We start from the raw sequence: 23,623 nt of genomic DNA, 5'->3' as shown, positions 1-23,623 counted from the left end.
AAAGTCCGGGCGTTTTCATAGGACAGTTATTCAGGACCCGTGCCGCTCATGCCGCTTAAACATCGTATTGGTGCCCTTTTCTCTTCGAGGGGAAAGCTGGAATATGCAATTCACCTTACGGAAACCGGCCAGGCTGTTAAGGGATTTACACTCCTCAGCCGTCTTGCTGCCGCCGGAGACGCGGAGGCCTCGTTTCGGGTTGGCCGTGCCTATCTGGATGGGCTTGGTGCTCCGCCCAGTCTCGAAGACGGGGCCCGGTGGATCTATCTTGCTGCTCAGGCTGGTCATGTCGAAGCGGCCTTTGTTCTTGCGACGCTTTATACCGTAGGGCTGCCGGAAGGGTTTGAGATCCAGACGTCCAGTGAAGGACTGGATCTTTCCCAGACGCCTCAGGCCGGACCCAGGCATTCGGATTTTCATCTTGGATACCGCTGGGCCAAAACTGCGGCTGAAGCGGGGTCGCCGGATGCCCAGGCTCTTCTTGGGTACATCCTGACGAACGGTCCCGAGGACCTTCGGGACCTGCCACAGGCCCGGACCTGGTATGAACGCTCTGCCGAAGCCGGATGCTCACAGGGGCATCTGGGGGTGGCGCTTTGCATTCTCCGAGAGGCAACGACCGGTGAGGAGCTGTCGTCTGCGGCCAAGCACCTGCTGGAAGCGACGAAAGGTGGTCTCGGAACGGCCTTCGACATTCTGGGCAGGATGTATGAATCAGGGTCCGGGGTATCGCGCGATCTTGGCAAGGCAGCCACCTACTTTCGTGAGGCCGCGGAGCGCAATGTCGTCACGGCTCAGGCCAAATACGGGCTGATGTTGCTGGAAGGGATTGGCACTGCCAGACATTACGGGCGTGCGGAAACCTGGCTGAAGCGGGCTGCTGCAAATGGCGACACACAGTCTGCGGCCCTGCTTGGTGATCTGTGTGCCAATGGTGGCGATCTGCCTCCCAATCTTATGGAAGCCGCCAAATGGTACCGGCTGGCTGCGGAACAGAAACATGCAGGGGCCGCGCGTGCTCTGGGGCTGCTTTATCTGACGGGCAATGGCGTTCATCAGGATCCCGATGTCGCAACGCACTGGTTCAAGATCGCTTCTGAAGCCGGTGATGCTCATGCGGATGCCGATTTCGGGAACCTGATCCTGGCGGGCGCTGCGGCAAGCCCGGATGAAAAACAGGCGCTCCATGAACGCTTCGAAAAGGCGGCTGAGAAGGGTGACTTGGTGGGTGCCTACAACCTTGGTGTGTGCTTTGCCGAGGGAGTGACTGGCGCCCAGAACGGACGTGAGGCCGCCCGCTGGATGCAGAAGGCTGCCGACGGTGTTGTCAACGCCCAGTACTGGTACGGCATGATGCTGCTGGAGGGACGGGGCGTGCAGTCCGATCCCACACAGGCTCTTTACTGGATGGAGAAGGCCGCTGATGCGGGCATGGCCGAGGCGCAGGTCACAGTGGCCGGTCTGCTCATTGATGGAAGCATCAACGGACGCAAGGATCATGAGAAGGCACTGAGCCTTTACCGGAATGCCGCCGAGAGTGGGAACGTGGATGCCATGTTCTCACTCGCTGCGATGTACGGAGGAGGGCATGATGTGCCCGAAAACCGTTCGCAGGCCCAACTGTGGTTCCGGAAAGCCGCTCAACGTGGGAACGGCCTCGCCCAGATGATGCTCGGCCGTTACCTCGTGCGCGGACTGGCCGGCGTGACGGATCCCGTCGAAGGGCGGATCTGGCTGGAGCGGGCAAAAGCGCAGAATATCAAGGATGCTGAAGTCGAATTGGCCATGCTGGACGAGGCGCAGCCGGACGATGAGACTGATCTCCGTGGCTGCTGATCACCCTTCCTCCGACCGGAATACATCCAGAGCGGCGTTTGCGGGTTTCGGTCGGATCGTCAGCGATGAAGACCGGGCCCTCTGGCGGGACGCCATGAGCCGCAGGGCCCAGGAAGCCTTTGCCAGAGGACAGGCCGCTTTTCAGAGCGGTAACACATCCCTCGGTCTGTTCTGGCTCGAACGTGCCGAACGGATGTCGCGGCACAATCCCAATCTGAAATGGTCGGTTGGGCTGGCCTGCCTGTCAGCCGGTCGGATCACGGACTGTCTGGTTCGCATGGAGAACCTGCGCCAGGATTTCGGATTGCGGGAAGCCGCCTTTCTGGAAGTTGTCTGCCTCATGCGGTTGCAGCGCATAGAAGAGGCTACCTCCCGGATGCAGGCGGCCCTCTCATGCTTTCATGCCACGCCGGAGACTCATCCGCTTGCAGATCAGATCGCCACTTCTGCGGGATTTCCGGGCTGGATGACGGTTTCCAATGCAGGCACGGTTCTTATCAGGACGTCCAAGCCCGTTCGGCTGTTGCTGGACGGACAGGAGATCGCCCAGGATTTAAAGGGTGGTGTGCATAATCTTCCGGATGGCTGGCGTTCGGCCAGGAGGCTGGAAATCCGTGCCGGGCAGCAGCATGTTCTGGGGGGCCCGCTCGATATTCCGGCTCTGACCCGGTGTGAATCTTTTGTCGAGGCAACGGCCGACGGATTAAACGGCTGGATCTGGACACCCGCCGAACCTGAATATGCTCCCTGCATAACACTTTGGGACGGTTCCAGCCTTCGTGTTGAGAACTTCGCTCAGGATGTCGACAGCGACATTCCCCTGGCCCGTAACCGGATATTTCATATTTCGTCCTCACGTTGTCCTAAGGGCGATACGGGACCCATCGAACTGCGGGACGAAAACGGGCGCCTTCTGGCAGGCGCTCCTGTTGATCCCATGGTCGGTAAGCTGGTGGCCGGGCGCAGACGCGGTCTGCCGGCGCGACTGCAGCCCGTAAAGGTTGAAGCGGTAACCCTGCGGCCGCGTCTTTCCCGCGAAAGTCCCGGCTGTGCGATCGTGGTTCCGGTCTATGCCGACCGGGATCGCACGCTGGCCTGTCTGCGAACCGTTCTGGCGACGCGGCCGCCCGATGTGCCCGTGATCGTCGTGGATGACGCAACCCCGGAACCGTCTCTTGCCAGTGCGCTCGATAAACTGGCCGAAGAGGGACGGATTGTCCTGATCCGCCATGACCGGAACATGGGGTTTCCGATTTCCGCCAATGATGGAATGCGCGCAGCGGAAGGGCGGGATATCCTGCTGCTCAACAGTGATACGCTGGTTCCAGCAGGCTGGGTCGAACGACTGCGTGCCAGGCTCGTCCATTCGGATGTCGGGACCGTTACACCGCTGTCGAATGACGCGACCATCCTGTCCTATCCGTCTGTTGAACGCGCCAATCCGATCCCGTCACTGACGGAAATGCGTGCGATGGACCGGCTGTGCCGGAACGTTTTCAGATCACAGGACGCGGATACAGGCGACGGAATTGACCTGCCCACGGCCCACGGGTTCTGCATGGGGATTTCCTCCGACTGTCTGGCAGAGATTGGCCTGTTCCGCGAGGATCTGTTCGCCCAGGGTTACGGTGAGGAAAATGACTTCTCTCTCCGGGCTTCGGCAAGAGGCTTTCGCCATCTGGCCGCACCGGAACTTTTTGTCGCGCATGTCGGCTCCGCGTCCTTCGGAACGGCCCGAAAGGCACTGGGTGCGCGCAATCTAAAAATCCTCAACGCCCTGCATCCCGGTTATGACGCGCTCGTCAGACGTTTCATCGCGGCCGATCCGCTGCATGGAACGCGACGCAGACTGGATGCGGCGGGGCTGACCCGTCTTGCCGCGGGCAGGTCTGCTGTTCTTATGGTGCAGCACGACGCGGGCGGCGGTGTCGGGCGTGTCGTACGGGAGCGGTCGGAAGCATTCGAGGCTGCGGGACTTCTCGCGCTCGCCCTGCGCCCGCATGAGAGCGGATGCCGGCTGGAATATGCTCTGGATGGGAAACGCTTTTCCAACCTGAAGTTCCGCCTGCCGGATGAACTGCCGTCGCTGCTGGATCTCCTCAGGGCCCTGCGGGTCGAAGCAGTGGAATGGCACCATCTGATTGGTCATGCGCCCTGTATCCGGAGCCTGCATGAGGCGCTTGGAGTACCGTATGACGTGTTCATCCATGATCACGTCTGGTTCTGTCCACGTATCTCTCTTTGTGACGGAGAAGGGCGTTACTGTGGAGAACCCGACCTGCCAGGCTGTGAACTTTGTGTGACACGGTGGGGAAGTTATCTCGGGGAAGACCTGTCGCTTCCCGAACTGTTGGCCCGCTCTGCCCGGGAGCTGTCCGGAGCGCGTCTGCTCATGGCCCCTTCGGATGACACGGTACGGCGGATCGGGCGGCATTTCCCCGGTCTGACGATCGAGGCCATCCCGCTGGAAGACGATACCGCCCTGCGGACTGCCATCCGGCCAGATCGCCATGCGCGGCCGGGTCAGCCGCTCCGGGTCTGTGTCGTGGGCGGGATCAGTCAGTGGAAGGGCTATGATGTCCTGCTGGCGCTGGCGACCGAAATCCAGGCCCACCGTCTGCCTATCGAACTGTCGCTGGTCGGGCATACGCATGACGACGACGCCCTAGTTTCTCGGGGTGTCCGTGTCACTGGAGAATATCGGGAAGAGGAAGTGCAGGACCTGATCCGCCAACAGCAGCCAGATGTAGGGTTGATCCCTTCCATAGCGCCGGAAACCTGGTGTTATGCCTTGGGGCAGGTCTGGCGCAGTGGTCTGGAGGCCGTCTGTTTCGATCTGGGCGCGCAGGGAGAACGGGTCAGAAAAAGCATGACCGGCCTCGCTGTCCCACTTGGGATGCCGCCTTTTCAGCTCGCGAGGATCCTGTTGCAACGATGGGGTGCATCCCGATGACAGGTGGTTTACCTTTTCTAACGAAACAGGCCACTATAATGGTGAAACAGAAGCCGATATTTCTAGAAGGCTGTTGTAACACATCGTCGGGATGCTGCTCATAACTGTGATGACCACTCGTGACAGTTCATGAAACATGCCGTTATTATTACCCGCAAGAACGGACGCAATTGGGAGTAGGGAATGTCTAACGCCGCCGAAGCACCGCGACAGAACCGGGTCATCGACCTCAAGGCCGGGGCGCATATGATGGTGCTGGATGCAGGAATTTTCTGCATCTTTCATGCTGCCGGACAGGCTCCTGCCGGCCCGGCAGGACTGCCGGGCGTCCGGATTTCACGTGCACCGGGCACGCCGCCGGGGATCGTGACGGTCAGCACTTTTGAAGAAGACGGCTGGATCGGCGGATCGAACGGTGCAGCTCTTGTCCGGGTCATGCGTGGCCCGGCTGCCGTACTGGTGACGACCTATCAGGAACCGGACAGCGCCCATCCGGCTCCCCGTCTGCAGGTTGCCCAGCTGGCTGGCCCGATCACATCGGCTCCTGCCCAGCCGGCGGTTCCGGCTGCTGCGGCACCGATCGCTGCTGCTGCCGCAACTGCGGAAACGGCCGCGGAAACTGTGGCCGAGAAAATTGCCAACGATATTTCCGCTCACATCCAGCGCCGCGGTGATGTTGCAACCGGCATTGGACACTGGATGGGTGTCCCCGGCAGCCAGAGCTGGATCGAAGGCTTCAGCATTGCTCCCGAAGACGGCATTCCCGCGTCCGACATCGAATATCAGGCAGTTCTCGGCAAGGGTTGGCTCTCTCCGTGGGCTGAAGGTGGCCAGTATTGCGGTTCGCGCGGCATGGCGCTTCCAATCCTCGGGCTCCGTGTTCGCCTGAAGGGCAAGTCCGCTGAAACACACAAGATCCGTCTGACGGCGACATTTACGGACGGCACACGTCTTGGACCTGTGGATGGCTCCGAAGCCCTTGAAGCAGAAAGCCTTGCTCCGCTGGAAGCTTTCCTGCTGGAGATCGTGCCTGAGGGTGAAGAAGTGCCAGCAACCAAGCCCGAAGCTCCCAAGGCCGCCGCAAAAGCTGACTCGGGCAAAGGCGCTACAAAAGCTCCTGCCAAGCCGCGTACTCCGAAATCTGCTGAAGCCAAGGCCAAGCCTGCGGCCTCGAAAAAGCGCAAGCCTGTTTCGGCATCCTGATTCATCAGTGATGTCTGACTGACCGGAGAAGGCGCCATTCTTCTCCAGTCATTTTGAAAACTGCTGCCATCTGCTCTCCTCTCCGTGTGCGAACAGGAAGCCGCAGAGGCTTCCAGTCGCTCCGGAGACGATGTGCGTTATCTATTCGTTCACCAGAATTTTCCAGGACAGTTCCTGCATTTTGTCCGGCATCTTCAGGCGCAGGACCATGAAATCGTCTTCATTTCCGAAGCAAATAACGGCCATATCCCTGGTGTGCGGCGTGCCATCTATCGCGTGCCGCGCCTGCCCTCAATGGAAACCCATCCCCATCTGAGGGAGTTCGAATACGGCCTGCTCCGTGCCGAAGCCGTCGCGACGGCGGCCCGGACGCTCAAGGGGCTGGGGTATGAGCCCGACATTATCATCGGCCATCACGGTTGGGGCGAACTGCTCAATCTTGGCGATGTTTTCCCGAACTGTCCGATCCTTGGATATTTCGAGTTTTTCTATCATGCCGACCGCAATGACGTCGGCTTCGACCCGGAATTTCCGCCTTCTCCGGAACTTGCCGCAGCCGTCAGGGTCAAGAACGCGATCAATCTGCAGGCACTCTGTCTGGCAAACGGATATGGCCAGAGTCCAACCCAATTTCAGCTTGGAACCTATCCCGGCTGGGCGCAGGAAAAGATTTCCCTGCTGCGCGAAGGGGTTAATCTGGAACTCTGTTCTCCGGAACCGCAGGCCAGACGGCGCAACCTTGTCATCAAGGATGTCCGCATCACGCCCAAAATGCCGCTCGTGACCTATGTCGCGCGTGATCTCGAACCTTATCGCGGCTTTCATGTGGTCATGCGCGCACTCCCGCGCATTCTCTCAGAGCGCAAGGATGCGCATGTCATTCTCGTAGGAGGTGACAAGGTCAGTTACGGCACGCTTCCTCCAGGAGGCGGAAGCTGGCGTGAGATCATGCTGCGCGAACTTGGAGACAAGCTCGATCTCGATCGCGTACATTTTGTCGGCAAGATCGAATACGATGATTTCCGGGCTCTTCTGCGGCGTTCGGATGCCCATCTCTACCTGACCTATCCGTTCGTTGCTTCCTGGTCTCTCCGCGAGGCCATGGCGACGGGCTGTCCCATCATCGGCAGTGACACCGCGCCGGTCAGGGAATTCATTACGAATGACGTGACCGGCCGTCTGGTGCCGTTTCTTGAGCCGGAAAAGATTGCCGAAACAACGCTTGCCATTCTGGACGACCGGAAAACCGCCCGTCGTCTGGGGCAGGAGGCCCGCCGTTACGCTGAGGCTGAACTCTGTCTGAACGATTATCTGAAGCGATATGACGATCTTGTTGCCCGGATTGTAAATACGCACCGGTCCTGAACAAAGACAACGTGGGGAAGCCTGATCCTTCCCCGTTACATCAGGCGCTGTGCCAGGACGAACCGATGTTCTTGTAAGTGACGTCGTATTCTTCAATGAACTCGTGGAACTGATTCTGGCAATCAATCTGCAGATCGCAGATCGGCTGCCGGGTTTGCAGTGCCTTGTGAATTGCCCGGCTGACGGCTCTGTTCAGAACGCCCGGACCGGTCTTGAAGGCAATATAAAGTCCGGAATGTTCAAATGTATTGACCAGCGCGCTCATCGCTGCATTGGCCAGATACGGACTGCCGGGTGCCGCGCCGAAGAAGTCATTATGCAGCACATAGTTATGTGTCGTGAAAAGGCGGCAGGGCTTGTACGTGGTTTTTGCGAGCTTTTCCCAGGCATCTCTGGACCGGATCCGCAGATCGGCATCAAGCCACCAGCCACCATTGTTCAGGATCATATACAGGCGGAACAGATCGGCCCCTTCGGCAGGATGACGGACCTTGAGAAAGAGTTCGCAGATTTCTCTTCCATAATGATCGTGAAGCCACCTGCTGGCAGAGTCCCGGTCAAAGAATACGAAATCATTTCCAAGAAGATCGCGATGGTACTGGATATTGTTTTTGATTTCTTCCGGCGGGTTTTTGTCCCAGTACATGTAAAGGCGGCAGGGAATGGGTGTCGGGGCAGGGATGGCGTCTCTGGCTGCGAGGCCAGTCGGAGCGTGGCGCAGGGCGAGTTCCAGATAAAGTCTGTCTATTTCTTCCCCGGAATGAAAAATTTCAAAGGAATTCCCGATAAGATCCAGGCCTTCGCCCGTCCTGCCGTTCTGCCAGGCCGCCTGAATGCCACGGATGTAATTGGCCAGTTGCGGAGAATAGCTCTCCAGTTCTTCCAGTTCTTCCGGTGGCGGCGAATTGGAGGACTTCAGAAGACACAGCAGTCTGACCTGCAACAGCGACTGTGGCAGCGGGTATTCCGTCTGCGTCTTGCCATGCATATCGAATGCCACCCTGTAGAAAAAGGAGGCTTCGAGAACCTTACTGTGAATGTGAAGGATATTGGCTATGGCAAACGCGTGCTCGACTGTCGAGGCGCCGTGTTTTTCATAATAGGCAATGGCTTGATGGTCATGGCAACTCTGAAGCAAATCGATATATTCGTCTGAATAAGAGTTGATAGGTTGTGGATTAACCATTAATTAACCATTCGATAACAAAATATGTTCTCTTCTGCAGGGGACCTTACTGTATTTGGGTTATAGTTATCAACGGCTTGGAAGTGACTTGGAATAAATCCAGTCTCTGTCAGGATTTTTCAGTATTTCGATGGGGGTATAAGGTCGTTTCCAAGCATGGACTCGGACGCAACGCCAGAAAGGATAAGCCAGCATGACGAATGAAGCAGTGTCAGCTCTGAAAGCTGCTGTGGGGCGTTGGGTTTACAGAAAGGATGCGTCGTCCCATCCGAGCCTGCTCACGAATTCGGATATTCATGATCTCGCCATCGCGGTGAAGGCAGGACTGGCCGGCCCGGTATCCGCGGAAGGAGAGCGGGAATGGGGCAATCTGCGGGAACTGACGAAGAACTGGATCGTGCAGCAGAAGCTTGGCGTCAAACCCGGCCCGTTGCAGGCCCATGATTTTGAACATCTGGCGTCCGTGATCTCACCGGTCCTTCCAGTATCCGAGCCCGCCGGGCTGGCTGTCACGCCTGTCGTTCCAGACGCCCAGCCAGACAGTGCCATTCCCGTTCAGTCAGACGTTGAACTCTGGGCTCATGAAGCGGCTGATCTGGCCTTTGCGCGCGAGCATCTCGAATGCTGCCTCTGAAACGCAAAGCGCCCCGCAGGAAACCTGCGGGGCGCTGAACGATACTGATGGAATGGCAGAAAGATCAGCTACGGCTGCCTTTATGGTCACCATCACGCATCTCTCCGGTCGGTTCCTGAACATGGGCCTCAAGGAACCACAGATGCTTGTCGAGGCCACGGGACACTTCCGTAAACACGTCGGCCGTATCGTCATCGCCCGCCTCGTCCGTCACCTTGATGGACTCGCGCATGTTGTTTGCGACTGTGGCGTAGCGGTCAATCAGGGCCGCGAGATGGTCAGCAACGCGGTAGACATTGGTCGGGTAAGGTGTGCAGGCACTGTTTTTCGAAACTTCCTGCACGGTTCCCAGCGCCGTACCACCAAGCTGGACAGCGCGCTCGGCAACCGTATCCGAAAACCCGTCAATGCTGGAGCGGAAGCCATCAAGCATTTCATGGACGCCGATGAACTGCGGACCCTTAAGGTTCCAGTGGGCCTGCTTGGTGATAAGCGCCAGATCAATCAGGTCCGAAAGCCGGGCGTTCAGCGTCTCGATGGAAACATTCTTGGTGTTGTCCGCAGTGTTGTTCTGCGTCACGTGGCGGTCTGTTCTGGAAGCCATGGGATTACTCCTGAGCATCTGAATACGACCCGAAGGCGGGTCATCAGGTTGCTGAAAGATCTTGGCGCCTGCTCTCATGCAGGCTGTCACTCTCCCAAACGTGTTACATGTGCCACAGTTCCCATCCAAACTCCGGGTGTGTCCTGACGGTTCCGTCCCTCTTCGCAGTGTAAAATCCGGCAGTGCCGCCCGGCGTGCAGGCACGATCCGCAGTCACCGTTTCGTTCAGTGATGACATAAATCTTTCATCACGCCTCGTTCCTGTTCCGGTTGTTCTTCCATGACAGGACGGCTAATGCACTGAGGTGGTGGCTGCGGCTGCCGGATAACGCCCGTTTTTTCAAGTCAGAGCTTCTCACGCATGACCCTTGCCACAGCCACGCAGCCTACCGAGGCCCGCGACAAGGCCGGTGTTTCCCATAGCGGAAGCCGCCGCAGCGGGCCTGATACCGCATTCCATCTTCTGGTCGCGGCATCCGCGCTTCTGGTGCTGGTGGTGCTTGGTGGTCTCGTGGTCCTCATGGGCGTGGGTGGCAGTCAGGCCTTCCGCACGTTTGGCCTGGGCTTTGCCTTCCGTGATGTCTGGAACCCGGTTGCCGATCAGTATGGCGCCTGGGCACCGCTGTTTGGCACCATTGTCAGCACGCTGATCGGCGTCATCATTGCCCTGCCGCTGGCTTTCGGAACGGCCTTCTGGCTGACCGCGATGGCGCCGCCGCGGATTGCGGCCATCGTTGGAACCGCCGTACAGCTTCTGGCCGCCGTGCCCTCCATCATTTTCGGCATGTGGGGCTTCTTCACGATCGTTCCCTTCATGGCACGGACGGTCCAGCCGTTTCTGACCCATCATTTCAAGCATGTGCCCGGCATCCGCTTCATCATCCATGGCGCGCCGTTCGGCACGGGTCTCATGACGGCCGGGCTGGTGCTTGCCGTCATGATCGCACCTTTCATGACCGCCGTGATGCGGGACGTTTTTGCCGCCATGCCCAACATGCTGCGTGAAAGTGCCTATGGCCTCGGTGCCACGCGCTGGGACGTGATGTGGAAGGTCGTGGTCCCCTGGTCCCGCTCGGGCATGATCGGTGCGATCGTGCTGGGTATGGGCCGTGCGCTGGGTGAGACCATGGCCGTCACCTTCGTGATCGGCAATGTGACGGCTGTGGGTTGGTCGCTCTTCGCGCCCCGCAGCACTGTCGCCTCCCTGATTGCGCTCCAGTTTCCGGAAAGCCCGGCCGGTTCGCTGCGCCTGTCGTCCCTGCTGGCTCTGGGCTTCATCCTAATGCTGCTGTCCTTCGCCAGCCTGGCACTCGCGCGGATGCTGCGGGGAGATACGAAATGAGCGAGACAACCGTTTCCACAAACGGCTGGAAGCCCAATCCCCGCGCGGCCCGTCGCCGGAGCGCCGATCATCTCGCCACGGCCTTTGGCATGGTCATGGCAGGCATCCTTGTGCTGGTTCTGGCCTCTATCCTGTGGACGCTCCTTTCACGTGGGCTCGCTGGCCTGTCCGCTGCGGCAATCATGAAGCCCATGGGGCCTCCCGGGTCGTCCTCGGGTCTGGCCAATGCAATCGTCGGCAGCCTGATCCAGACCTTCCTGGCCCTGCTGATGGCAACCCCGCTTGGTCTTGGGTGCGGGATCTATCTTTCCGAATACGGGACGAGCACCAACAAATTCGCATCCTGCGTCCGCTTCGTGTCTGACGTGCTGATGTCGGTTCCGTCCATTCTGGTCGGTCTGTTCGTCTATCAGGTCATGGTCGCGCCGTTTGGGCACTTCTCCGCGCTGGCCGGTTCCGTGGCGCTCGCAATCCTGGCGGTGCCCATTATCGTGCGCACGACCGAGGACATGCTGCGGCTTGTGCCGACATCGATGCGCGAGGCCGGAGCAGCACTTGGTGCCACGCGCTGGCGCGTAACGCTTTCGCTCTGCCTGCGCTCCGCCAAGACGGGCGTTCTGACTGGTATTCTTCTGGCACTCGCCCGTGTGAGCGGTGAGACCGCGCCGCTGCTGTTCACATCGCTGGGCAACCAGAACTGGTCCTTCAGCCTCAACCGGCCGATGGCGAGCCTTCCGGTGACGATCTATCAGTATGCCGGTGCGTCCTATGAAGACTGGGTGCAGCTGGCCTGGGCCGGTGCGCTCCTTGTGACAATGGGCGTTCTGGCCATCAATATTGCCGTCCGCGTCTCGGCGCGACGCGGATGACCCCGGAAACACTGCAGGGGATGACACAGGATTTCATGATGACCGAGACTGATCCGCAGATGGTGAAAAGCCCTGAAGTGGCGCTGGCTGTCCGCAATCTGAATTTCTATTATGGCGAGAACCACGCCCTGCACGACATCTCGGTGGATTTTCCGGCACGTCGGGTTACGGCCATGATCGGGCCGAGTGGATGTGGAAAATCAACGCTGCTGCGCGTGTTCAACCGCATGTACGATCTGTACCCCGGCCAGCGAGCGACGGGTGAGGTGATCTTCGACGGACGCAATGTTCTGGACCGGGATCTGGACCTGAACATCCTGCGCGCCCGCGTGGGCATGGTGTTCCAGAAGCCGACACCGTTCCCGATGTCCATCTATGACAACATCGCTTTCGGCGTGCGCCTGCATGAGAAGCTGAACAAGGCCGACATGGATGCGCGCGTGCAGGACGTTCTGACGCGTGTTGCGCTGTGGAACGAAGTCCGCGACCGTCTGAACGCTCCGGCTTCCGGCCTGTCCGGTGGCCAGCAGCAGCGTCTGTGCATCGCCCGTTCCATTGCGACGCGCCCGGAAGTGCTGCTGCTCGACGAACCGACTTCGGCGCTGGATCCGATTTCCACGGCGCGTATCGAAGAGCTTCTCGATGAGCTCAAGGAAGAGTTCACGATCGCGATCGTGACCCACAACATGCAGCAGGCTGCGCGCTGCGCGGATCAGGTGGCTTTCTTCTACATGGGACGGCTGATCGAAGTGGACAGTGCGGACCGCATGTTCACCAATCCGAAGCAGCAGCAGACCCAGGACTACATCACCGGCAGGTTTGGATAACGCGTCATGGCTGACAGATCCCATATCGTCAAAAGCTACGAACAGGAGCTGGGTCAGCTCCGGTCCATGATGGCGCAGATGGGCGGCATTGTGGAAAACCAAGTGGCGCTCGCGCTGTCCGCCATTGCGGACCGCAACGAGGAAGCCGCCGATGCCGCCGCGCGTCAGGATCCGGAAGTGGACCAGCTGGAGCGTGAGGTCGAAAGTCTTGCGATCCGTCTGCTGGCGCTGCGAAGCCCCATGGCGGGCGATCTGCGCGAGATCGTGGCAGCCCTGAAGATCACGGGCGATCTGGAGCGGATTGGCGACTACGCATCGTCCATCGCACGGCGTTCCCTGCGGATCAGGATGCCGGAAAACCAGATCTCGCTTTCAGGTCTGCGCAGCATGGGGCGTCTGGTGCAGGAAAACCTGCGCCGATCGATCGATGCCATCACGCAGCAGGATTCCAACCGTGCCATGGAAGTCTGGCATTCGGACCGGGCCGTGGACGAGTATTATACGGCGCTGTTCCGTGAGCTCGTGACCTATATGATGGAAGATGCCCGCAACATCCGCGCCTGCACGGAACTGCTGTTTATCGCCAAGAACCTTGAGCGGATCGGCGATCATGCGACCAATATCGCCGAGCGCGTTTTTTATGCCGTGACCGGCGACAACCTGCCGTCCCTGCGCCCGCGTGGCGGTCCGGCTTCCGGGCTGACGGTAGCCGAAACGATGCAGGAGCCTGACGTCCGGTGACGGGACCATCGCCGGCACGCGCCAAGGGGCTCGTTCTTCTGGTCGAGGACGATCCGGCCCTTCTGCTGATGACCTGTTACAATCTCGAACAGCGCGGCTACCGGGTCGAGAAGGCTGAGGACGGAGAAGCCGCCCTTCTGGCGCTGGAAACGTCCCGTCCGGACGCTGTCGTGCTGGACTGGATGCTTCCGGGACTGTCAGGGCTGGATGTGTGTCGCCGGATCCGCGCCAATCCCGCGCTGCGCGACGTTCCGGTTCTGCTTCTGACGGCTCGTTCGGCCGAGCAGGATGCGATCCGCGGGCTCGATACGGGTGCGGACGACTATCTGATGAAGCCGTGCAGTATCGATACGCTCGATGCGCGTCTGCGGGCGCTGCTGCGGCGGCATCAGTCCTCCTATGACCGTCTGTCCTTTGCGGACATCACGCTGGACCCGGAGACGCACCGCGTGGAGCGGGGCGGGCGGATGCTGTCGCTGGGGCCAACGGAATACCGCCTGCTGGACCTGCTGATCCGCAACCCGCGCAAGGTGTTTTCCCGCGAGGATCTGCTGCGGCGGATCTGGGGCCAGAACATCCATGTCGAGATCCGGACAATCGACGTGCATATCCGTCGCCTGCGCAAGGCCATTAACGGGCCGGGTGAAGTCGATCTGGTGCGGACCGTGCGTGCAGCCGGTTATGCGCTGGATGACGGCCCGACGATGGACGGCGGCTGACGGGTGCCGCCGGGGGGACTTCCGCCTGCAGCGGACACGCTGCCCCTGCAGGTGGGGATGGTCCTCGTCTGTGTGGCGCTGGCTGGATGGGTGCTGGCGGTCTGGCTTCTGCTGCGTCAGCCGCGTGTTCCGACATCTCCTCCCGATGACTATCTGACGCCGGTATCTCCGGCCGATCTGCCGGTTGATCCCCTGCCGGCCTGTGCCGTGGTGCTGGACGGGCTGGGTGCGATTGTCCAGGTCAATGAGGAGGCGGCCTCCCAGTTCGGGGAAACGGTCGGTGCCATCCTGCGTCACCCTGCAGCGCGCGCCGCACTGTCGGCGGCGTTGCGGGCTCCGGCTCCTCTCCCGAGCGTGGGGAGCAGTGGCCGGGGCGATCTGCCTCCGGTCTGTTCTACGACCTTTACCCTCGATGTGCCGGTTCCACGCACGCTTCACCTCATGCTGCGCCGGCTTCCCGGTGGCAAGGGGCAGGACAGGCGCGTTCTGGTTGTTCTGACGGACCGGAGCGAGGCGCAGGCTGCGGACCGGATGCGCATGGATTTCGTCGCCCATGCCAGCCACGAACTCCGCACGCCGCTGGCCTCCTTAAGTGGATTTATCGATGCGCTGCGGGGGGCAGCTGGCGAAAATCCGGTTATGCGGCAGCAGTTTCTCGATATCATGAGCCAGCAGTCCGAGCGGCTGAAACGCCTGATCGACCGGCTGTTGTATCTGTCGCGCGTGCAGGCTCATGAACATCAGCGTCCCCGCGACGTGGTGGATGTTGCGGACCTCATGGCGGTTGTTCTCGGAGAAGTCGCTCCGCGTTTCGAGCAGGAAGGACGCACCCTGAAACTGGAGATCGAGGACGATCTGCTGGTGCGCGCTGACGAGGACGAAATGGTTCAGGTCCTGCTCAACCTGATCGAGAACGCCCTGCGTTACGGTGCCCGATCGGGTGATCCGCTGACCATCACCCTGTCGGCCAAGCGCGCGGTCACGCCCGATGACCGCTGGCCTGCTGATGGCGGCATCATCCTTGGCATTGAGGACAATGGCTGCGGGATGGAAGCACATCATTTGCCGCGCCTGACCGAGCGTTTCTACCGTGTGGGCGCTCCTACCGACGGAGCCGGTCAGGGGACGGGTCTTGGCCTGTCTATCGTCCGGCATATCCTGGACCGGCATGGCGGGCGTCTGCGGATTGCAAGTGCGCCGGGGAAGGGGACGACCTGTCTGGTCTGGCTGCCGGCAGCCAGCGCCACCCTTGCAGTTTCGGTTGTGGAATGACAGTTTCGCTCTGAAACAATCAGGGGTCTTGTTACTGTGACAGTTTTCCGGAGTTTTCGCCATGCCGGTCTCGCGGTTCTGCTGACTGGCAGCATGTTCACGCCGCTTCATGCGGCCGATGCCCCCGACACCATTCCCGCCTGGCTGAGTGATATCAACGGGGCGCAGGCCATGGCCTGGGTCAAGGCGCAGAACGATCGGACCCTGCGTCTGCTGGGTCATGGGCCGCTTTATCAGGGCCTGTATGACACATCGCTGAAGCTGCTCCAGACACATGACCGTCTGGCATTGCCGATACAGAACGACGGGATGATCTACAATTTCTGGCGTGATGACCGGCATCTGCGGGGCATCCTGCGCCGGACAACACCGGATTCCTATGCGACGGAACACCCGGAATGGACGGTGGCGCTGGATCTCGATGCGCTGGCGGCGAAAGAGAAGCGCAACTGGGTTTATGGGGGCGTGGATTGCCTGCACAGCCAGCAGAATCTCTGCCTGCTGTATCTTTCGGATGGGGGCGAGGACGCCAAGACCGTCCGGGAGTTTGATCTGCGGACTGGAAAGTTTGTCGAAGGCGGGTTCAGCCTGCCGCATGCCAAGCAGGATTCCAGCTGGCTGGACCGGGACACGCTTCTGGTCAGCTATCCCTGGACGGATGCCGATCTCACGGAATCGTCCTATCCGTATATTGTGAAACTGCTCAAGCGCGGACAGTCGCTGTCCGAGGCGCAGACGGTCTTTACCGGCAATCGCAAGGACGTCGAGGTCGGGCCGGAAGTCCTGCATGACGGCGCGGGGCACCAGGTCACGCTGATCCGCGAAGGTCTGGATGCGTTTTCGTCGAAACTGTTCCTGTATCGCGATGGTCAGGTGACTCCGGTTGCCATTCCCCTGAAGGCGGACGTGGCGGGGCTGTTCAATGGCCGTCTGGTGGTACAGTTGAAGGAAGACTGGAAAATCGGGACGCAGACTTTCCCGCAGGGGAGTGTGGTGCTGGTCGATCCGGCAGCCGCAACCGTTGCGCCCCAGCTTCTGCTGGCGCCGACCGGCAAGCAGATGATTGAGGGAGCGTTCACGAGCCATGGCCATCTGATCGTCACGCTCTACGACAACGTACGCGGCCAGATCTCGATCTATACGCCGTCCGGGACGGGCTTCACGCACCGGGACCTGCCACTGCCGCAGAACATGTCGGTGGAACTGGCCAGCGTCGATGAGGACAGCCCGTTGGCCTATGCCGTCTCGACCGGATTTCTGAGTCCAACCACCTTGTGGGAAATCAACAGCGATACGGCTTCGGTGCAGAAGCTGCATACGCTGCCGGCACAGTTCGATGCTTCGGACATGACGGTGGAGCAGCAGGAAGTGCGCTCGACGGATGGAACCAGCGTTCCGTATTTCATTGTGCATCGGCGGGACATGAAGCTGGATGGCACCAATCCGACGCTGCTTTATGCCTATGGCGGCTTTGAAGTGCCGCTTTTCCCGTTCTATTCGGCCGGGATCGGCAATAACTGGCTGTCACGGGGCGGCGTTTATGTGCTGGCGAATATCCGTGGTGGCGGGGAGTTTGGACCGGCCTGGCATGATGCGGGGCTGAAGACCCATCGCCAGCGGATCTATGACGACTTCGCTTCCGTGGCGAAGGACCTGATGGACCGCAAGGTGACGTCTCCGCAGCATCTGGCGATTCAGGGCGGCTCCAACGGTGGTCTGCTGATGGGAGTCGAGTTCACGCAGCATCCCGATTTCTGGAAGGCTGTTGATATCGAAGTCCCGCTGCTCGACATGATGAATTACGAGCACATGTCGGCGGGTGCGTCCTGGGTTGGTGAATACGGGACGGTCTCCATCCCGGAGCAGAAGGTATTCCTGCGTGGGATTTCGCCGCTTCAGAACCTGAAGCCGGATGTGAAATATCCTGTGCCGTTCATTGAGACGACCACCAAGGATGATCGCGTTGGCCCCGTTCATGCCCGTCGTTTTGCATGGCGCATGAGTGAGCTGAAACTGCCCTATTATTACTGGGAGCAGGTGGCGGGCGGTCATGGTTTTGGTGCGAGCCAGAAGGAAATCGCCCAGACGCAGGCGCTGAGCTATGCCTATCTGTGGTCCGAACTCGGTCGGACGCATTGAGGCTTCGCATCATGCGGATATGAAAAAGGGCGCTCCCAGAAGCGCCCTTTTTTGTGCCGGGAAAGAGGATCAGCCGTGGCGGCGACCGCGATCCAGCAGGCACCAGCCGCCAATCAGGATGGCACCGATCAGGGGGATGGCGCCGATCGTGATTGTGCCGTCCGGATAGTCGAAGGCCATCATGATCAGGACAAAGCCCAGAAAGCCGAGCGTGGCCCATGTCGTATAAGGCGCGCCGGGCATGTTGAAGCCTGTCGGCGCGATGTCTCCGCGATTGATCGCAGCCCGCAGACGCAGCTGGCACAGCAGGATGAATCCCCAGGTGCTGATGATGCCAAGTGCGGAGAAGTTCAGGACGATTTCAAACACGCGGGACGGGATGAAGTAGTTCAGCATTACGCCCACCAGATAGACGGCCAGTGTGGTGAGGATGCCGACATAGGGGACGGAGCTGCCGTTCAGCTTGCCCAGAGCCTTCGGGCCGGAGCCGCCAAGGGCGAGGGCGCGCAGAACGCGCCCGGTGGAATACAGGCCGGAATTGAGACTGGAGAGAGCCGCGGTCAGGACCACGATGTTCATGATGGTGCCAATGCCCGGAATGCCGAGCGCCTGGAAGAACGTCACGAACGGGCTGGTGCCGGCATGATATTCGGTCCAGGGCAGCAGGCAGACCAGCAGGATCACGGAGCCCACATAGAACAGGGCAATACGCCAGATCACGCTGTTGATGGCGCGGGGTAGGATTTCGCGTGCGTCCTCGCATTCACCGGCAGCTGTGCCCAGCAGTTCAATGCCGGAATAGGCGAAGACCACGCCCTGAAGCAGCATGAGGGCCGAGAACATCCCGTGCGGGAAAATGCCGCCATTTTCAGTAATCAGGTGAAAGCCGGTCGTATGGCCCGCAACCGGCATGCGTGTCCCGAGAATGAGGGCGCCCGCTACAAGGAAAAGCGCCAGCGCCACGACCTTGATGAGGGAGAACCAGAACTCCATCTCGCCGAAATAGCGTACGCCGATCATATTCATGGTGCCAACGATCGCCAGAGCCACGAGCGCGAAAACCCATTGTGGAACCGGCAGGAACACTGCCCAGTAATGCATATAGAGGGCTACAGCCGTGATATCGACGATGCCGGTCATGGCCCAGTTCAGGAAGGACAGCCAGCCCGCCATGTAGGCGGCCCGCTCGCCGAGGAACTCACGCGCATAGGTCACGAAGCTGCCGCTGGTCGGGCGGTACATGACCAGTTCACCCAGCGCGCGCAGGATCAGGAACGAGAAGACACCACAGATCGCATAGATGATCGCAAGGGACGGCCCGGCCACCTGAAGGCGTGAGCCCGCTCCAAGGAACAGTCCCGTCCCGATGGCGCCACCGATGGCGATCATCTGAACATGACGGCGTCCGAGGTCCTTGTGATAGCCTTCCTCGCTGATGGCCCCTGCATGGGTCGGGGTGTGATCGGGAGCCGGGCTTGTCGTCATCTGCACGTCCTGGGAAGTCGTCGTAAAAGGTGTCGGTAAAGCTGTATGGGGCATGACGAGAGGCGGGGCCGTGAGGGCCTACGCTTCATGCGCGTCAGCTATGTGTGGCATGCATGGGAACATAGGCGAAAGTTACCGCATTGCCAACGCGGATTGCTTCTGACGCCGAAACTGTTCTCTCGGCTGTGCCCTCAATGCCCTGGCGGGACGGCCATGCAGGCCATTCCTTGTCCGGAAAGAGTTGAGCAGGCCTGCGCTGCCCCGACGCGGTTTATTCCTGTCAGACGCGCGCGCCAGACCGTGGCGCCATGGCTGGATGTCGGATGCACTTCGATTCGGGCGGACTGGAGCGGGGTGAAGGCTGCCTGCCGCGCCATGGTGGCCGCGAATTTTGCCTGTCCGATACTGGCAAAGGCCCCTACCTGAACGGCCCAAGGACCATAGCTTCCGGGCCGATGGTAGCCAACGACCATGGTGGTCGATTCCGTAGGCTGCGTTGGCAGGGTGTGAGGCGTCGGAATGACTGGCGGCGGCGGAAGAGCGCGGGCAGGGGCTGGCTGTTGCAGAGCGAGCGTGCTGCTGTCTGTGGGAGTGGAACTCGCCGTCGCGGCAGGGGGCGCGAGTTGCGGTGTGCTGACGGGCTGGACGGCGCAGGGCACATCGGGGTCGTAGGCGTCGTCTGGATTACACGGAATGGCGCTGGGCGCGGCAATCGGCGTCTGCGCGGCAGCGGTTGTGACATGGCGGCTGGCCCAGACCTGTCCCACGCTCCGTGATGCGGTCATGACTGGTGCGGCCGCAGTCCGGGCAGGAGAGAGGCTTGCAAGGGCTGTGCCCGACTGGGAGGCATTTAGTTGATCGGCGCTGGCATAAGCGGCTAGCGGACCTGTCATGGCAATCTGCGTGCCAAGATGGGGCGTGATGCTGGCGACATAATTGACGGTTTCGTTGGGTAGCTGGCGTCCTTCGTAAAGGTAAGCCTCAAGCCGCTGCGGACCCGCGTTATAGGCCGCCAGAAAGGCCGGGGCGCCATATTTGCGGGCAAGAATGCTGATATAGCCCGTACCCGCCATGATGTTGTCATGTGGCTCATAGGGATCGGCCCGGAGGCCGTAGCGCGAGCGCATGTCGGCATAGGTCTGGGGCATGAGCTGCATCAGACCCATTGCCCCTGAATGGGATGTGATGGGTCGCCCGTCCAGGAACTGGTGCCCTCCCGATTCCTGATGGATGACGGCGCGGATCCACTCCTGCGGAATCGAGAATCGGCTGGCAGCCTGAAGGATATAGGGCCGCCACGGATCGCCTGCCGGTCCGGGCGCGCGATAGGCACCGCTTGAGGAATAATAGCGGTTGTAAGGAGAGCGCTGGGAGGCGCAGCCCGCAAGGGCTGTGAGGCTCAGGATGATGGTTCCCGTCTGAAGGAAGACTCGCCTTTTCCTGCGCATCATAAACCCGCTGTTAATCTTTTGTGCCGATGATGAGCGCTGTCCGAAAGAGAAGGCAGACGAACGGTGACGACGGAGACTCCGGAAAACGAAACCCCGGTCAAGAAGGGGGGTAAGCGCAAGATCATCATCCTTGCAGTGCTGGCATGCCTGCTTCTGGCTGGTGGTGGAGCCTTTGCATGGAAGCATTTTCATCACGCGGCAACCCCGTCGGCCAAGACAGCCGCTTCCCAGCCGGTGAAATGGACGACCATCACCATTCCGACCATTCTCTCCAATCTCGATTCCGGGACGGACCGTACGCGGTATGTCCGGATCGGTGCCCGGCTTGAGGTTGAGGACAGCAAGAACGCCGCAAATGTGTCAGCTCTGATGCCGCAGATCCAGGATGCGTTCCAGACCTGTCTGCATGGAATGCAGCCTTCAGAGCTTTCCGGCAGTGGCATTTACCGGCTGCGGGAAACCATGCTGGCGCAGATCACCAATATCGTGGCGCCTCTTCGGGTTCGGGATCTCTTTTTCGTAGAGGTGCTGGTGCAGTGAGCGACGACCGACAGGCCGATACTGCTTTTGCGGACCATGATGCCGACATGCCTGCTGCGGCTTTTCCCTTGGCCGGACAGGGCCCGGCGGGATTCGGGTCTGACAGCGATCAGGACCACGTTCTGAGTCAGGCCGAGATCGACAGCTTTTTTGGCAAGGACTCTGCGATCAGTGGTCCGGTTGACAGCACGGGCATTGAGCGTGTGGTCAGCACGTCCGGCGTATCGTCCGAGCGGCTGCCGATGCTCGAAGTCGTCTTTGACCGTTTCACGAGAATCCTGACGACGAGCCTGCGCAATTTTACCAGCGACAATGTCGAAGTCTCGATGGACCGCCTGGGATCACAGCGTTTTGGGGACTATCTCGAAAAAGTGCCGGGACAGGCCATGTTCGCGGTCTTCAAAGCGGAAGAATGGGACAATTACGGCATCATCGTGCTGAGTTCGCCCCTGATCTACAGCATCGTCGACGCGCTTCTCGGAGGACATCTCCGCAGCGACATCGCGTCCAACGGTCCAACCAGCCGCCAGACGGGACGGCATCATACTGCGATTGAACGCGCTCTGATCGAGCCCATGGTCAGGATCATCCTGGACGATCTGGAAACGAGTTTCAGTCCGCTCTGTGCCGTCAATTTCCATTTTGAGCGGCTGGAGATGAATTCACGTTTCGCGATGATCTGCCGTGCTGGCAACGGCGTCGTTACTTCCCGTTTCGGTGTCGATATGGAAGGCCGGGGCGGTGATGTGGACGTGGTGTTGCCGCATGCCACTCTTGAGCCTGTCAGGGACATTCTGCTGCAGCAGTTCATGGGTGAGAAATTCGGTCATGACGGCATGTGGGAAAATCACCTTGCCGAGGAGCTCTGGCAGACGGATCTGACCCTCGACGCCGTCCTGGAAGAGCAGACCGTGAACCTCAAGGATATCATGAAGCTCGCTCCAGGAGATCAACTGATCCTGCGTCGCAAGCCGGATGCCCTCGTCAGTCTGCGCTGTGGCGAACATGCCCTTTTTACAGGGCGGGTCGGCCGCAAGCAGGGGCAGGTCGCCATCAAGATTGAAGACGTTATCAACCAGAAACCCGGCACGGATCGTGCCACATCCTATAGCTGAACGGAGCATATTTCATGGACAGATTTCAGCTCTGGATCGAGATTGCCCTGTCAGCGCTGCTGCTGGTGACGATTTTCTACAGTCTTTATCTCGGACGTGCCCTTTCCGTCCTGCGGCGTGACCGCGGACAGCTCGATGCTTTGATTGCAAGCCTCCAGTCCAGTAGTGCACAGGCCCAGTCCGGCATTGATCATCTGCGACAGACGACCGAACTCGTGGGACGCGCCCTGGGCAAGACCGTCGAATCCGGCAAAAGCCTGAAGCGAGATCTTGCGATGCTGTGTGACCGGTCCGAAACCCTTGCCCAGCAGCTGGAATCTCTTCTGCCTGCGGGACGAGCGGCGACGGCAGGCGTAAAAGCCTCCCAGCGGGTCGAGGAACGGCCTGAAGAAACCCCGTTCCGCTCGGCACTTCGCCTGAAACCGGATGAAGTACGGACGATGAAGCCCGGCGGCAGTAAGAGCGCTGCTGAACGTGAACTCCTGCGTGCCCTTCGTCAGAAGCAGGGATAAGCAGCCATGTTTTTCCGTATCCTGCACCTTGCCTGTGGTCTGATGATTGTTCTTCTGGGGGTCAAGATCTACGCGATCGCCGGTGACCTGATGGACGACACGGACTCTGCCTCCTCGTCCCTGACCGCAGCTGCCATGGCCCAGCCGCAGCCGCAGCCGCAGCCGCAGGCTGAGGCGCCGGCTCCGGTTTCTCCATCGGCTCAGCCTTCAAAGGCCGTAGCGCCTCCGCCACCTTCTTCTGCAACCGCTCCCAAAATGGATGATCTCTGTGCGCACGGGGGCTGCAAGGGACCTGCGCCAGCGGCTCCGGCATCCGCGGCACAGCCAACAGATCCCGTACTGGCGGAGCAGCTTGCTACCCGCGAAAAGGAACTGGATCGCAGGGATGCTGCTCTGAATGATCGACAGCGTCTGGTGGATGCAGCCGAGGAAGAACTGCAACGCCGGATGACGGCGCTGGAGAATTCACGAACCGCCCTCGAGAGCAGTGAGCAGCATACGGATCAGCTGCGGAATGACGATGCAGATCGTCTGGTCAAAATCTATCAGGCCATGAAGCCGGAGGATGCGGCAGCGATCTTCAATATTCTCGATCTGCGTGTGGGGGTAGCGCTTCTCAATAAAATGAATCCCCGCAAGGCTTCGGCCATCATGGAAGCCATGTCTCCACAGCGTGCCATTCTGGCCACGCAGCTTCTGGTGAACTCCCATGCACGGCCGGCCACCCGGATTGGTGGTAACGGATGAGACGGGCGTTTCTGGCTACAGTACTGGGATTGTCGTCTCTTGGAGCGGCAATAGCGGCCCCTGCCGCTAGAGTCCCTGGCTCA

21 protein-coding genes are annotated in these 23,623 nt (G+C 60.1%); 17 read left to right on the top strand and 4 right to left on the bottom strand.

Translation table 11 applies throughout. The features are described 5' to 3' along the window. The first annotated feature begins 48 nt into the window (after window positions 1–48). The 4 genes from HKD24_RS06705 to HKD24_RS06690 all read left to right on the top strand — a co-directional run bounded on the left by HKD24_RS06705 (window position 49) and on the right by HKD24_RS06690 (window position 7,357). A complete protein-coding gene (locus HKD24_RS06705; protein ID WP_194259582.1) occupies window positions 49–1,836 on the top strand; it encodes a tetratricopeptide repeat protein in 1,788 nt (595 codons plus the stop codon). Next, entirely contained in the window at window positions 1,811–4,789 is a 2,979-nt protein-coding gene (locus tag HKD24_RS06700) for a glycosyltransferase (RefSeq protein ID WP_228124223.1), read from the top strand. The genes HKD24_RS06705 and HKD24_RS06700 overlap by 26 nt, the downstream gene beginning before the upstream one ends. Before the next feature lie 183 nt (window positions 4,790–4,972). Further along, a complete protein-coding gene (locus HKD24_RS06695) occupies window positions 4,973–5,992 on the top strand; it encodes a hypothetical protein (RefSeq protein WP_194259581.1) in 1,020 nt (339 codons plus the stop codon). A gap of 132 nt (window positions 5,993–6,124) precedes the next feature. Next, window positions 6,125–7,357 carry a glycosyltransferase family 4 protein gene (locus HKD24_RS06690; RefSeq protein ID WP_194259580.1) on the top strand — a complete coding sequence of 411 codons (1,233 nt, stop codon included), beginning with the start codon at window positions 6,125–6,127 and terminating at the stop codon, window positions 7,355–7,357. 40 nt (window positions 7,358–7,397) lie between these two features. Here the strand turns inward: HKD24_RS06690 and HKD24_RS06685 are convergent, their stop codons facing one another. After that, entirely contained in the window at window positions 7,398–7,682 is a 285-nt protein-coding gene (locus tag HKD24_RS06685) for a hypothetical protein (RefSeq protein ID WP_194259579.1), read from the bottom strand. Between HKD24_RS06685 and HKD24_RS06680 the strand changes: the two genes are divergently transcribed. Further along, the gene (locus HKD24_RS06680; protein WP_194259578.1) at window positions 7,674–8,513 is read left to right on the top strand and encodes a hypothetical protein; all 840 of its coding nucleotides are present in this window, start codon (window positions 7,674–7,676) and stop codon (window positions 8,511–8,513) included. The two genes, HKD24_RS06685 and HKD24_RS06680, sit on opposite strands and share 9 nt — an antisense overlap. A gap of 223 nt (window positions 8,514–8,736) precedes the next feature. Continuing rightward, window positions 8,737–9,177, top strand: coding sequence for a hypothetical protein (locus HKD24_RS06675; RefSeq protein WP_194259577.1), 441 nt, complete (start codon window positions 8,737–8,739; stop codon window positions 9,175–9,177). A 64-nt stretch (window positions 9,178–9,241) separates the two neighbouring features. On the opposite strand, the gene dps is transcribed toward HKD24_RS06675, so the two are convergent. Next, on the bottom strand, window positions 9,242–9,781 hold the full coding sequence (gene dps, locus HKD24_RS06670; protein WP_062511274.1) for a DNA starvation/stationary phase protection protein Dps: 540 nt from the start codon (window positions 9,779–9,781) through the stop codon (window positions 9,242–9,244). Between the two features lie 361 nt (window positions 9,782–10,142). On the opposite strand from dps, the gene pstC reads away from it, so the two are divergent. Genes pstC through HKD24_RS06635 form a run of 7 tightly spaced genes read left to right on the top strand, consistent with a single transcriptional unit; the run spans window position 10,143 to window position 17,690 of the window. Next, a complete protein-coding gene (gene pstC, locus HKD24_RS06665) occupies window positions 10,143–11,123 on the top strand; it encodes a phosphate ABC transporter permease subunit PstC (RefSeq protein ID WP_194259576.1) in 981 nt (326 codons plus the stop codon). Beyond that, the gene (pstA, locus tag HKD24_RS06660; RefSeq protein WP_194259575.1) at window positions 11,120–11,992 is read left to right on the top strand and encodes a phosphate ABC transporter permease PstA; all 873 of its coding nucleotides are present in this window, start codon (window positions 11,120–11,122) and stop codon (window positions 11,990–11,992) included. Before pstC ends, pstA begins: the two co-directional genes overlap by 4 nt. Before the next feature lie 20 nt (window positions 11,993–12,012). Beyond that, window positions 12,013–12,819 carry a phosphate ABC transporter ATP-binding protein PstB gene (gene pstB, locus HKD24_RS06655; protein WP_228124222.1) on the top strand — a complete coding sequence of 269 codons (807 nt, stop codon included), beginning with the start codon at window positions 12,013–12,015 and terminating at the stop codon, window positions 12,817–12,819. 6 nt (window positions 12,820–12,825) lie between these two features. Then, window positions 12,826–13,560 carry a phosphate signaling complex protein PhoU gene (phoU, locus tag HKD24_RS06650; RefSeq protein WP_062511280.1) on the top strand — a complete coding sequence of 245 codons (735 nt, stop codon included), beginning with the start codon at window positions 12,826–12,828 and terminating at the stop codon, window positions 13,558–13,560. Continuing rightward, window positions 13,557–14,279: a response regulator gene (locus HKD24_RS06645; protein WP_194259574.1), complete on the top strand. Its 723-nt coding sequence runs from the start codon at window positions 13,557–13,559 to the stop codon at window positions 14,277–14,279. The genes phoU and HKD24_RS06645 overlap by 4 nt, the downstream gene beginning before the upstream one ends. 57 nt (window positions 14,280–14,336) lie before the next feature. Beyond that, window positions 14,337–15,551 carry a sensor histidine kinase gene (locus HKD24_RS06640; RefSeq protein WP_194259573.1) on the top strand — a complete coding sequence of 405 codons (1,215 nt, stop codon included), beginning with the start codon at window positions 14,337–14,339 and terminating at the stop codon, window positions 15,549–15,551. A 36-nt stretch (window positions 15,552–15,587) separates the two neighbouring features. Further along, complete coding sequence (locus HKD24_RS06635) at window positions 15,588–17,690, top strand: prolyl oligopeptidase family serine peptidase (protein WP_322783291.1); 2,103 nt, start codon at window positions 15,588–15,590, stop codon at window positions 17,688–17,690. 69 nt (window positions 17,691–17,759) lie between these two features. Here the strand turns inward: HKD24_RS06635 and HKD24_RS06630 are convergent, their stop codons facing one another. Together HKD24_RS06630 and HKD24_RS06625 are read right to left on the bottom strand one after the other, a co-directional pair. Then, window positions 17,760–19,175 carry an amino acid permease gene (locus HKD24_RS06630; RefSeq protein ID WP_194259572.1) on the bottom strand — a complete coding sequence of 472 codons (1,416 nt, stop codon included), beginning with the start codon at window positions 19,173–19,175 and terminating at the stop codon, window positions 17,760–17,762. Window positions 19,176–19,366: 191 nt separating this feature from the next. Further along, on the bottom strand, window positions 19,367–20,626 hold the full coding sequence (locus HKD24_RS06625) for a lytic transglycosylase domain-containing protein (protein WP_194259571.1): 1,260 nt from the start codon (window positions 20,624–20,626) through the stop codon (window positions 19,367–19,369). Window positions 20,627–20,689: 63 nt separating this feature from the next. On the opposite strand from HKD24_RS06625, the gene HKD24_RS06620 reads away from it, so the two are divergent. From HKD24_RS06620 to HKD24_RS06605, 4 genes are read left to right on the top strand one after another with little or no spacing between them, the layout of a single operon-like run. Beyond that, a complete protein-coding gene (locus HKD24_RS06620; RefSeq protein ID WP_194259570.1) occupies window positions 20,690–21,166 on the top strand; it encodes a flagellar basal body-associated FliL family protein in 477 nt (158 codons plus the stop codon). Beyond that, window positions 21,163–22,281 (top strand): flagellar motor switch protein FliM, encoded by a 1,119-nt coding sequence (gene fliM, locus HKD24_RS06615; protein ID WP_322783290.1) that lies wholly within the window; start codon window positions 21,163–21,165, stop codon window positions 22,279–22,281. Before HKD24_RS06620 ends, fliM begins: the two co-directional genes overlap by 4 nt. Before the next feature lie 14 nt (window positions 22,282–22,295). Next, window positions 22,296–22,793 (top strand): DUF6468 domain-containing protein, encoded by a 498-nt coding sequence (locus HKD24_RS06610; protein ID WP_194259569.1) that lies wholly within the window; start codon window positions 22,296–22,298, stop codon window positions 22,791–22,793. A 6-nt stretch (window positions 22,794–22,799) separates the two neighbouring features. Continuing rightward, a complete protein-coding gene (locus HKD24_RS06605; protein ID WP_194259568.1) occupies window positions 22,800–23,540 on the top strand; it encodes a MotE family protein in 741 nt (246 codons plus the stop codon). Window positions 23,541–23,623 lie beyond the last annotated feature (83 nt).

Origin of the sequence: Gluconobacter vitians (assembly GCF_015244565.1) — a bacterium.
Taxonomy (GTDB): domain Bacteria; phylum Pseudomonadota; class Alphaproteobacteria; order Acetobacterales; family Acetobacteraceae; genus Gluconobacter; species Gluconobacter vitians.
Note: the sequence above shows the minus strand (reverse complement) of the source record. Positions and strands in the feature narration are given on the sequence as shown.

Excerpts from the sequence above, each read along its gene's own strand:
- pstA (WP_194259575.1), top strand. The coding sequence starts at position 11,120 with ATGAGCGAGACAACCGTTTCCACAAACGGCTGGAAGCCCAATCCCCGC.
- HKD24_RS06700 (WP_228124223.1), top strand. The coding sequence starts at position 1,811 with ATGAGACTGATCTCCGTGGCTGCTGATCACCCTTCCTCCGACCGGAAT.
- phoU (WP_062511280.1), top strand. The coding sequence starts at position 12,826 with ATGGCTGACAGATCCCATATCGTCAAAAGCTACGAACAGGAGCTGGGT.
- HKD24_RS06610 (WP_194259569.1), top strand. The coding sequence starts at position 22,296 with ATGGACAGATTTCAGCTCTGGATCGAGATTGCCCTGTCAGCGCTGCTG.
- pstC (WP_194259576.1), top strand. The coding sequence starts at position 10,143 with ATGACCCTTGCCACAGCCACGCAGCCTACCGAGGCCCGCGACAAGGCC.
- HKD24_RS06605 (WP_194259568.1), top strand. The coding sequence starts at position 22,800 with ATGTTTTTCCGTATCCTGCACCTTGCCTGTGGTCTGATGATTGTTCTT.
- HKD24_RS06680 (WP_194259578.1), top strand. The coding sequence starts at position 7,674 with ATGCAGCACATAGTTATGTGTCGTGAAAAGGCGGCAGGGCTTGTACGT.
- HKD24_RS06705 (WP_194259582.1), top strand. The coding sequence starts at position 49 with ATGCCGCTTAAACATCGTATTGGTGCCCTTTTCTCTTCGAGGGGAAAG.
- HKD24_RS06675 (WP_194259577.1), top strand. The coding sequence starts at position 8,737 with ATGACGAATGAAGCAGTGTCAGCTCTGAAAGCTGCTGTGGGGCGTTGG.
- dps (WP_062511274.1), bottom strand. The coding sequence starts at position 9,781 with ATGGCTTCCAGAACAGACCGCCACGTGACGCAGAACAACACTGCGGAC.
- HKD24_RS06640 (WP_194259573.1), top strand. The coding sequence starts at position 14,337 with ATGGTCCTCGTCTGTGTGGCGCTGGCTGGATGGGTGCTGGCGGTCTGG.
- HKD24_RS06630 (WP_194259572.1), bottom strand. The coding sequence starts at position 19,175 with ATGACGACAAGCCCGGCTCCCGATCACACCCCGACCCATGCAGGGGCC.
- pstB (WP_228124222.1), top strand. The coding sequence starts at position 12,013 with ATGACACAGGATTTCATGATGACCGAGACTGATCCGCAGATGGTGAAA.
- HKD24_RS06625 (WP_194259571.1), bottom strand. The coding sequence starts at position 20,626 with ATGATGCGCAGGAAAAGGCGAGTCTTCCTTCAGACGGGAACCATCATC.
- HKD24_RS06695 (WP_194259581.1), top strand. The coding sequence starts at position 4,973 with ATGTCTAACGCCGCCGAAGCACCGCGACAGAACCGGGTCATCGACCTC.